Here is a 9287-nt window from a genome sequence, read left to right as displayed (position 1 = left end):
CCGACAACGCGGCGAGGTGCCGTGCTTGGGGGCACCTCCGTGGGGGTCCCCCCGGACGGAGTCTGGGGGAGGTAGCTGGGGGAGCGTCGCGACCCGGTGAACCTTTCCGGTCACAGCACTAGACTCCCCGGTGGCACGCCGGCTGCCGGAACTCGCCGCGCCGATGGTCGTCCGCACCCCGTCCGCAGCCGTCGACGACGTGGTTCCGGGCGACCGCCCGATCACCGTCAGAACCTCCTCACCTTCCGGGCAGGGTACGGCTTCCCCTCCGACTTCTCGCTGCCCGCCGTGGGCCCGCTGTTCAGCGAGCTGAAGCAGGGCCCGCCCCAGCCCGCGCTGGTCGCGGCGCCCGACGCGTGGATGGCGGCCCTGGCCCGTATCCCGCTCCTCCACCAGCCGGGCCGGGCCTGGCTGTACAACACCTGCTCCGACATCCTCGGAGTCCTCCTCGCCCGCGCCGCCGGACGGACCCTGCCGGACCTGCTGGCCGAGCGCGTCTTCGAGCCGCTCGGGATGCGGGACACCGGGTTCGCCGCACCGCCGACCCAGCGCCACCGCTTCACCAGCTACTACCGGGCGGCCGAGGCCCAGGACGGCGGAGCCCTGGAGCTCGTCGACGCGCCCGAAGGCCAGTGGAGCGCCCTGCCCGTGTTCCCCTCCGGAGCGGGCGGGCTGGTCTCCACCGCCGACGACCTGCTCGCGTTCGGCCGGATGCTGCTCGCGGAGGGCGCTTACGAGGGCGGGCGGCTGCTCGCGCCGGAATCCGTACGGCAGATGACCACCGACCACCTCACCGCGGCGCAGCGCGAGGAGGGCGCGCTCTTCCTGGAGGGACAGGGCTGGGGATTCGGCGGCTCGGTCGACGTCGCCCGCACCGACCCCTGGAACGTACCGGGCCGCTACGGCTGGACCGGCGGCACCGGCACCACCGCCCACGTGGTCCCCGCCGCCGGCGCGGTCACCGTCCTCCTCACCCAGCGGCAGATGAGCGGTCCGACGCCGCCCGACATCATGCGGGAGTTCTGGACCTACGCGTCCGCGCGCTGACCGCACACCAGCCGTGTGCAGCGCCGGAGGCCCACTCCCGCGCATCCCGGGTCCCCGGCATGATGGGCGGTATGACGACCGACTCCCGCGCTCGTTCGTTCGGTTCCGCCGCCGCGCGGTACGCCGCCCACCGCCCCTCCTACCCCGACTCGCTGTTCGCCGCCCTGGCGGAACTGGCCGGCTTCCCGCTGACCGGGGCGCGGGTGGCCGATGTGGGGGCGGGCACCGGAATCGCCACCGCCCAGCTGGAGGCGCGCGGGGCCCGCGTGGTCGCGGTGGAGCCGGGGGAGGGCATGGCCGCGGAGTTCCGGCGGCGCAATCCGCGGACGCCGCTCGTGCGCGGGGACGGCAACCGACTGCCCCTCGCCTCCGGCGGCATGGACCTTCTGACGTACGCGCAGTCCTGGCACTGGACCGACCCCGCCCGCTCCGTTCCCGAGGCGTTGCGGGTCCTGCGCCCGGGCGGGGCGCTGGCGGTCTGGTCGAACGATCCGGACGTCTCCGTCGGCTGGATCGCGGACCAGCAGGCGCGCATCGAGCGGCGGTTCGGCCCGGGCTGGTACATCAACGAGCGGGCCCGCTCGCAGGACGGGCTCCGCTTCACCATCCGCCGCCTGCCGTGGTCGCGCCGGGTCCCGGTCGACACGCATCTGGCGAAGCTGTCCACGCACTCCCTGTTCCTCATCGGCGAACCCGGCACGGACGCCTTCCTCGCCGAGGAACGCGCCCTCCTCATGGACCGGTTCCCGGACGGGTGGACGAGCACTACGTGGTGGAGCTGAGCCTGGCGGTCCGCGCGCAGGGCTGATCGGGTGAAGCGGCGGAACCTGGCGGGCATCCGGGCGTTGATCAAGGCGCTGACCACCGTGCACTCGTGCAACAGAAAGACCAATGATGATCAAGAAGATGATGGCCACCGCCGCCGCCACCGCCTCCATCCTCGGTGCGGGTGCCGCCGTTGCCGCCCCGGCCATGGCCATCGGGAACGACAACGGCGTCACCACCGTCAACGGCAACGGTTCCCAGCAGATCTACGGCAACCAGAAGACCCACGGCGACCTGAGCCCCCAGCTCGGCCTGATCCAGGGCACGCTGAACAAGCCCTGCATCGGGCTGCCTGTCAAGGGCAACGTGCAGTCCGTTGTCGGCCTGATCAACATCGGTGTCCAGGACATCCCGATCCTGTCCAACCCGCAGAACCAGCAGTGCACCGAGAACTCCACCCAGGCCAAGGGCGACGAGGCTCTCTCGCACATCCTGGACAACATCCCGGTCCTGTCGGGCAACCTCTCGGCCGGCAGCTGAGTCTGTTCCCTCCGCGAGCCGGGGCCTCGGACGCCTGCGCGAGTGCCCACGGGGCCCCGGCTTGTTTTACCCGGATCCACGGATCCGTCCCTTCCGCAGGCGTGCGACGCCAGCCGCGAGGCCGGCGGATCGGGCACCGGCTTTCACGTCACAGAGCCTCCCGTCCCAGTGGACGACGGGAGGCTCTTCGGCATGCCGGCCGCCTGGTGCGCGCCCGGGGCTACCGCTCCGCCCGGCCGCAGGCCAGCCGCTCGACGCGGGTCAGGAACTCGGTGGGGTGGAAGGGCTTGGCCAGACAGTCGCTCACCCCGGCCTCCAGCGCGCGGACCGTGCACTCCGGGTCGGCGGGCGGCAGGGCCAGGATCGGTACCCGGCCGTGATCGGGGTGCCGGCGGACCTCGTCGAACAGCGCCACCTCGTCCAGGCCCGGCCCGGTGCGCTCGCAGACCACCAGGGCGATGGGGCCGGCGCTCTCCAGCAGGGCCACGGTGTCCACCCCGCTGCCGCCGTCGACCACGTCGAAGCCCCGGCCCACGAGGAGCCGCTCGAGGAGGGGCCGGAGCGTGCGGTCCTTCGCCACGAGGAGGATCCGGTCCGGGAAGTCGATGCTCATGGTGTCCTGTGTCCTGTGTCCTTCTTCATCCGGTCACAGAGCCGACCTCGTGACTTTTTCCCGCCGCGGTGCTCACAGAGCCTACGGGCTGTTGCACGCCGGGAGTGACGGTGTCAGCGTCGGGGCATGACCACCGACCCACAGCGCTTCGAGATCCTGCTGGTGCCCGAGCACGTCAAGAACCGGACCGGCGCTCCCCGGCCGGACCACCCCCTGCGGTCGGCCGTGGTCGAGGCCACCGGCGAAACGGGCGTCTCCGGCTACCCCCGCTACACCGGGGAGGGCATGGAGGCCGACATCGACCCGGCCACCCGCACGGTCGAGAAGCTGCTCATCGACGGCGCCGAGCTGGACCCGGGGCTGACGGCCCTCGTCGCCCCCGAGCCCGGGAAGGGAACGCCGCGGCGGCAGTAGGGCCCGCCGGCGCAGGGGGCACTCCCCGCCGGTCCGGGCCCAGCCGCCGTGCCGCGTGCGGCGGGCCGCCTCACCCCGGGAGGGCCGAGGCCGCCGGGGTGATGCGCTGCCCGCCCGCGTACACGTTCATGGAGTCGCCGCGCAGGAACCCGACCAGGGTCAGGCCCGCCTCGGCGGCCAGGTCGACGGCCGGCGAGGACGGGGCGGAAACGGCCGCCAGGACACGCGGCCCGGCCCAGCCCCCGCGGAGCGGGAGCCGGGCCGGGCCTTCCGGTGTCCGGGGGAGCCTCAGCTCACCTGGACCGTGACGTCGTCCACGACGAAGGAGGTCTGCAGGGACTGGTCCTCCGTACCGTTGAACTTCAGGGTGACGGTCTGTCCGGCGAACCGGGACAGGTCGTACGTCTTCTGCGTGTAGCCGGTGTTCGCGTCCAGGTTGGAGAGGTTCGCCAGGGTCTCGCCGCCCACCGAGACGGTGAAGCGGTCGTAGACGACGTTCTCCGTCTCGTCCGTGTCGATGTGGAGGAAGAAGGCGAGCTGGTACGAGGAGCAGCCCGTCGGGATGGCCAGCGACTGCGAGGCGCTGTCGGTGTGGGCCGATCCGTAGCCGTTCAGCCATGCCATGTAGCTGCCGCCGTGCGCGACCTGGCCGGACTGGTTGGTGATGACGCCCGCCGTGGTGCTCCACGGGCTGGAGCCGTTCTCGAAACCGCCGTTCGCCACGAGCTGGCGCGGGGTGCAGCTGCCGCCACCGCCGCTGACGGTCAGCGTGTAGGTGGTGGTGTGGCTGACGGTCCCGGAGCCGGTGACCGTCAGGGTGTAGGTGCCCGGCACGGTGCTCGCGCCCACCTGCACGGAGAGCGTGGAGGAGCTGCCGGACTGGACGGAGGCCGGGCTGAGGGTGGCGGTCACGCCGGCCGGCGCGCCGGAGACGGACAGGGCCACGGTCTGGGCGGCGCCGCTGACGGTGGCGGTGTTGACGGTGGCGGAGGTGGAGCCGCCGGGGGCCGCGGTGCCCGCGGACGGGCTGACGCCGAGGGAGAAGTCCTGTGCGGGCGTCTCACCGCCGACGGCCTGCTTCCAGACGGCGTAGGCGACACCGTCCGCGCTGCGGTCCAGGACCGTGGCGCTGATGTTGTTCGTTGTGTCGCAGGAGCTGTGGTAGCAGGCGTCGTAGGCGGCGTTCGCGGTGCCGCCCCACTTGGCCGCCTGCGCCGAGGTCTTGCGGGCGCTGGCGCCGGCCGCGTAGCCGGAGGTGGGGATGCCGCCCTGCTGGAAGGAGTAGTCGTCACTGCGGCCCTGGCCCTCGGTGTTCTCCTCGGGCGCGAGGTTCAGCGAGGTCCAGTACGCCTTCAGCGGGGCGGCGGTGGCGGAGTTGAGGTTGTTGATGAAGTAGCCGCCGTTGGGGGAGCCGACCATGTCGAAGTTGTAGTAGCCCTTGACGGCGGCCTTCTCGGCGCTGCTGAGCCGCCCGACGTAGAACTCCGAGCCGTTGAGGCCCTGCTCCTCGTCCGTCCACCAGGCGAAGCGGACGTGCTTGGTCATGGTGGGGTTCTTCTGGGCGAGGACGAGGGCGTTCTCCAGCAGGGTCGCGGAGCCCGAGCCGTTGTCGTTGATGCCGGGGCCGGCCGAGACGCTGTCGAGGTGCGCGCCGAACATCACGGTCTGGTCGGCGGGGCCGCCCGGCCAGTCGGCGATCAGGTTGTTCGACGGGTAGGTGCAGGAGGAGCAGTTCTGCTCGGTCACGGTGTAGCCGGCGGCCTGCAGCTTGCCCTTCACGTACGCCAGCGACTGGGTGTAGCCGGCGCTGCCCGCCCGGCGGTTGCCGCCGTTCTGCGAGGCGATGGTGTTGAACTGGGCCAAGTGCGCCTGGATGTTGGCGACGCTGATGTCCGGCGGGTCGTTGCCGGGCTGGGTCCCGCCGATGTTCAGCGCGTAGTCGACGGTGTGGGAGAGGGTCGTGCCCTGCCCCTTGACGACGACGGTGGAGGCGCCGGGCGCCGCGTTCGCGGTGGCGGTCAGCGTCAGTGTGGAGGACTGGCCGGACTGCACGGTGGCCGGGTTGAAGGAGGCGCTCACCCCGGCGGGCAGCCCGGTGGCGCTCAGCGTCACCGACTGGGCGACTCCGGTGGTGACGGTCGTGGCCACGGTGGTGGAGACCGAGGCGCCCTGCTGGACGGTGCCCGAGGACGGGTTCAGCGCCATCGAGAAGTCGTTGTTCTGCCCGCTCGGCGTACACGTCGGGTCACCGGACTGGGCGGGCACGGTGATGGCGTCCCAGGCGGCCTTGGTCTTGTTGAAGAGGTCGCAGGTCGTGTCCAGCGACTTCGCGGAACTGAGCGTCGCCGTCCGGTACTTCTTGTACGACATGCTGCTCGTCTTGAGCAGCATTCCCCCGTAGAAGATCTTGCCGGCGTTCTGGACGCCCACACCGGTCACCGTGGACTGGTTGCAGGTGGGGCTGCTCGGCTTGCCGCCGCCCGGGTTGCTGCCCTCGGCCAGCAGGTAGAACCAGTGGTTCAGCGGTCCTGCGGCCTTGTGCACCTCGGTGCCGGGTATCGCGGAGCTGTAGCAGGCCGGGTCGTTGTTGACGGCCGGCGGGTTGTACATGTTGCGGATCGGACCCTTGCCCTGGAGGTTGATGACCTCGCCGACCGTGTAGTCCGGGGTGTCGTAGGGGGACGGCTCGTTGACGTACGCCTCGGTCAGCGCGCCGAAGATGTCACCGGTGGCCTCGCCCAGCCCGGCCTCCTGGCCGCTGGTGCCGCCGGGGGTGTTGCTGTCGATGGCGTGCCCGTACTCGTGGGCGACCACGTCCACGCCGGCGATCCACTCGTTGGCGCTGTTGTGTCCGATGGTGACCGAGCTGCCGTCCCAGTAGGCGTTCAGGTCGTTCAGCCCGACCTTGCCCGGGAAGCTGCGGCCGTTGCCGCTGACGCCGTTGCGGCCCAGCCACTGGCCGAGCATGTCCCACTGCTTCTGCGCGGCGAACATCAGGTCCACACAGCCGGTCTCCTTGCTCGTGGGGTTGCCGGTGCCCCAGGAGTCGGAGGACTTCGTGAAGACCGTGCCGCTGCTGTAGTCCGCACAGCTCAGGCCGGTCCGGTTCGGGTCGCGCAGCGTGTACGTGGAGCCCGAGTTGGTGGTGTCGATGGTGAGCGGGCCGGGCCCGTTCCACTTGCTGTTGCCGCTGCCGGCGACCACGTCGTCGTAGCTGTCCAGGAACGCGCCGGTGCGGGCGTCGACGAAGACGTGGAGCTTGCTGGGCGCGGTGCTGGTGCGGCCGGAAAGGAGGGTCTCCCAGGCCAGGACCGGCTTGTCGTCCTTGAGCCGCACGACGAGCCGGCTGCTCTCGACCTTGTCGACCGCGGCCAGCTTCGCCCGCGAGGCGGACTCGGCGTCCTTCGCGGCGACCGAGGGCCGGGTGGCCACATCGATCCGCACGGAGGAGGCGGACTGCAGGGCGCGTACCCTGCCCTCGCCGTCCGCGAGCACGACCGCGTCGCCGCCGACGACCGGCAGGCCGCGGTAGCTGCGCTCGTACGCCACCGAGTAGAGGTCCTTCAGCCAGGGGGTGACCAGGCGTCGTTCGTACCGCTCCTGCGAGGAGTTGACCAGGGAGTCGAGACCGCTGTTGACGGCCTGGTCGGCTGCCGCGACCGCACGCGCGGCCGGGGTGTCCTTCGGGAACGGTGCGGGCTGCGCCTGCTGCGCCGCCGATGCCGTCCCGGCCAGGGCTCCGGCGAGGCTCGCGGTCAGCGCCATCGCTGCCACGGCCGCCGTCCATCTGGTGGGCTGCAACGTCCACTCCGATCGTGGGGGGTTGGGGGGAGTGAGTGTTCGTTCGCGGCCGAGTATGAGCGTGGACATGACGAGAATGGGACATCTCGGCAGGCATAAGGCCCGCGTTATGGTGCGGTGGCGGCGCGCTGCGTACGCTGCCCGGATGCAGCTGGAGTTGAGGCACCTGCAGGCCGTCTGCCGGATAGCGGAGGCGGGCAGCCTGGGGGGCGCGGCGCGGCGGCTCGGAGTGTCCCAGCCCGCGCTCTCCGCCCAGCTGCGCCGCATCGAGCGGGTCACGGGCGGCGAACTGTTCGTCCGGGGCAGGAGCGGGGTGGAACCCACGGCGCTCGGCCAGTTCGTACTCGCCAAGGCGCGCCGCGTACTCAGCGAGATGGACGCCCTCGGCGCGGAGGCGCGCGCCATTTCCACCGGAACCCCGCTGCGGCTGGGCTGCATCCTCCTGGTCCTGCTCGACGGACTGCTCGCCCAGACCGACCAGTCCATGTCCGGTCAGGAGATCACCGTGGACCTGGAGGATTCGGTCACCGCGCTCGCCCGGATGCTCGGCGCCGGACAGTACGACGCCATCGTCTACGGCGAGGTCAACGACCACGAGGTGCCGCTCCCCCAAGGGGCCCACGCGCGCACGCTGGTGTCGAAGGAGCCGTTCTGCATAAGGCTGTCGGCGAAGCACCCCCTGGCGGCGCTGGACCGCATCGACCTCGCCGACCTGGCCGACGAGTCGTGGATGACGCTGGTGGAGGACGACGACGGCGGCCCCGAGGCACTCGTCGGCGCCTGCGCGAAGGCCGGGTTCAGCCCGTCACTGCGCTACCGCATCACCGACCGCAAGATGCACTACGACCTGATCGCCGCGGGCCGCGCGATCTCGCTGAGCCAGCCGACGGCCCCGCCGGCAGAAGGCACGGTGATGCGTCCGATCATCGGCGCGCCCATCACCGGCCGCATCCGGCTCGCCTGGAACCGCTCCGCGGTCTCGGCCGGGCAGGCGCGGCTGCTCTACCGCGCCGCCGCCCGCGCCTACCTCGCCAACGTGGACAACAACGCCTTCCACAAAGCCTGGTGGGACGCCCACCCGGAGGCCCACCCGGCGGCGGACTGACCGTTTGACGGCGGACGCCGCCTCAGTCCTGACGGTGGGCGGTGAGCAGCAGGTACTCCCACTCCATGGCGCCGTCCCGCAGGTGGTCGCGGGCGAGGGCGTCGAGCTCGGCGTCCAGGGCGGCGGCGCGCTCTGAGTCGTCGCCGAGGCTCCGGTACACGGCGATGGTCGGCCCGTAGCAGGCCTTGAAGAACTCGCGGAAGTCCTCGGGCTGCGCGAAGCGGTCCACGCGGACGGTCTGCCGGCGGGCATCGACATCGGTGACGCGGTCGCCGAGCAGTTCGTGGACGTGCTCCTCGTCCCCCCACAGCGGCGGCGGCTGCGCCCCGGGCGGCGGCGGGGGCGCGTACGGCTTCATCGTGGCGAACATCCGGCCGATGAAGCCCTGCGGAGTCCAGTTGACCAGCCCGACCGTGCCCCCGGAGCGGCAGACGCGCAGCAGTTCGTCGGCGGCGGTCTGGTGGTGGGGCGCGAACATGACGCCGACGCACGACATCACGATGTCGAACTCGCCGTCCGCGAAGGGCAGCGCTTCCGCGTCGGCCTCCCGCCAGTCCAGCCGGGCACCCCGTACGGCGGCCAGGTGCCGCCCGACCTCCAGCAGCTCGGGGGTGAGGTCGGACGCCACCACGTCGGCCCCGGCCAGGGCGGCCGGAATGGCCGCGTTGCCGGAGCCCGCCGCGATGTCGAGCACGCGGTCGCCCTGCCGCACCCCGCACTCGCGGACCAGCAGGGCGCCCAGCTCCGGGATGATGTGGGAGACGACCGACGGGTAGTCGCCCAGCGCCCACATCGTGCGGTGCTTGGCCTTCAGGGCGCGGTCCGCCTGGACCGCTTCGCTCGGCTCGGTCATGACAGCCGCCCTCCGGGGGCCTGAGCAGCCCCTTTCTCCGAGCATAAGTATCTTTCGGCGGCCCAGCCTGTCGGCTCGGTCTGTCGGCTCGGTCTGTCGGCCCGGCCTGTCGGCCGGACCTGCGCCCCTAGCGCTGTGGCCGGAAAGGT

General features: G+C 71.8%; 7 protein-coding genes and 2 pseudogenes. 5 read left to right on the top strand and 4 right to left on the bottom strand.

What is annotated here, in order from left to right:
* Nucleotides 1-115: 115 nt before the first annotated feature.
* The 3 genes and pseudogenes from J7E94_RS11945 to J7E94_RS11935 form a co-directional block, all read left to right on the top strand.
* Nucleotides 116-1047, top strand: a pseudogene (locus J7E94_RS11945) (serine hydrolase domain-containing protein); the annotation flags it as partial.
* A 71-nt stretch (nt 1048-1118) separates the two neighbouring features.
* Nucleotides 1119-1829, top strand: a complete 711-nt coding sequence (locus J7E94_RS11940; protein WP_215014780.1) for a class I SAM-dependent methyltransferase — start codon at nt 1119-1121, stop codon at nt 1827-1829.
* A gap of 112 nt (nt 1830-1941) precedes the next feature.
* Nucleotides 1942-2352 (top strand): rodlin, encoded by a 411-nt coding sequence (locus J7E94_RS11935; RefSeq protein WP_215014867.1) that lies wholly within the window; start codon nt 1942-1944, stop codon nt 2350-2352.
* Between the two features lie 220 nt (nt 2353-2572).
* On the opposite strand, the gene J7E94_RS11930 is transcribed toward J7E94_RS11935, so the two are convergent.
* Nucleotides 2573-2965, bottom strand: coding sequence for a PleD family two-component system response regulator (locus J7E94_RS11930; protein WP_215014778.1), 393 nt, complete (start codon nt 2963-2965; stop codon nt 2573-2575).
* Nucleotides 2966-3091: 126 nt separating this feature from the next.
* On the opposite strand from J7E94_RS11930, the gene J7E94_RS11925 reads away from it, so the two are divergent.
* A complete protein-coding gene (locus J7E94_RS11925) occupies nt 3092-3379 on the top strand; it encodes a hypothetical protein (protein WP_215014775.1) in 288 nt (95 codons plus the stop codon).
* Between the two features lie 70 nt (nt 3380-3449).
* Here J7E94_RS11925 and J7E94_RS11920 read toward each other — a convergent pair.
* Together J7E94_RS11920 and J7E94_RS11915 are read right to left on the bottom strand one after the other, a co-directional pair.
* Nucleotides 3450-3614, bottom strand: a pseudogene (locus tag J7E94_RS11920) (formate dehydrogenase accessory sulfurtransferase FdhD); the annotation flags it as partial.
* A 53-nt stretch (nt 3615-3667) separates the two neighbouring features.
* Nucleotides 3668-7144 carry a M28 family peptidase gene (locus J7E94_RS11915; protein ID WP_215014865.1) on the bottom strand — a complete coding sequence of 1159 codons (3477 nt, stop codon included), beginning with the start codon at nt 7142-7144 and terminating at the stop codon, nt 3668-3670.
* Between the two features lie 181 nt (nt 7145-7325).
* Between J7E94_RS11915 and J7E94_RS11910 the strand changes: the two genes are divergently transcribed.
* A complete protein-coding gene (locus J7E94_RS11910; protein ID WP_215014773.1) occupies nt 7326-8285 on the top strand; it encodes a LysR family transcriptional regulator in 960 nt (319 codons plus the stop codon).
* 22 nt (nt 8286-8307) lie between these two features.
* On the opposite strand, the gene J7E94_RS11905 is transcribed toward J7E94_RS11910, so the two are convergent.
* Complete coding sequence (locus J7E94_RS11905; protein WP_215014771.1) at nt 8308-9138, bottom strand: class I SAM-dependent methyltransferase; 831 nt, start codon at nt 9136-9138, stop codon at nt 8308-8310.
* Nucleotides 9139-9287: the final 149 nt, after the last annotated feature.

It is taken from the genome of Streptomyces sp. ISL-94 (assembly GCF_018614075.1).
Lineage (GTDB): Bacteria > Actinomycetota > Actinomycetes > Streptomycetales > Streptomycetaceae > Streptomyces.
Note: the sequence above shows the minus strand (reverse complement) of the source record. Positions and strands in the feature narration are given on the sequence as shown.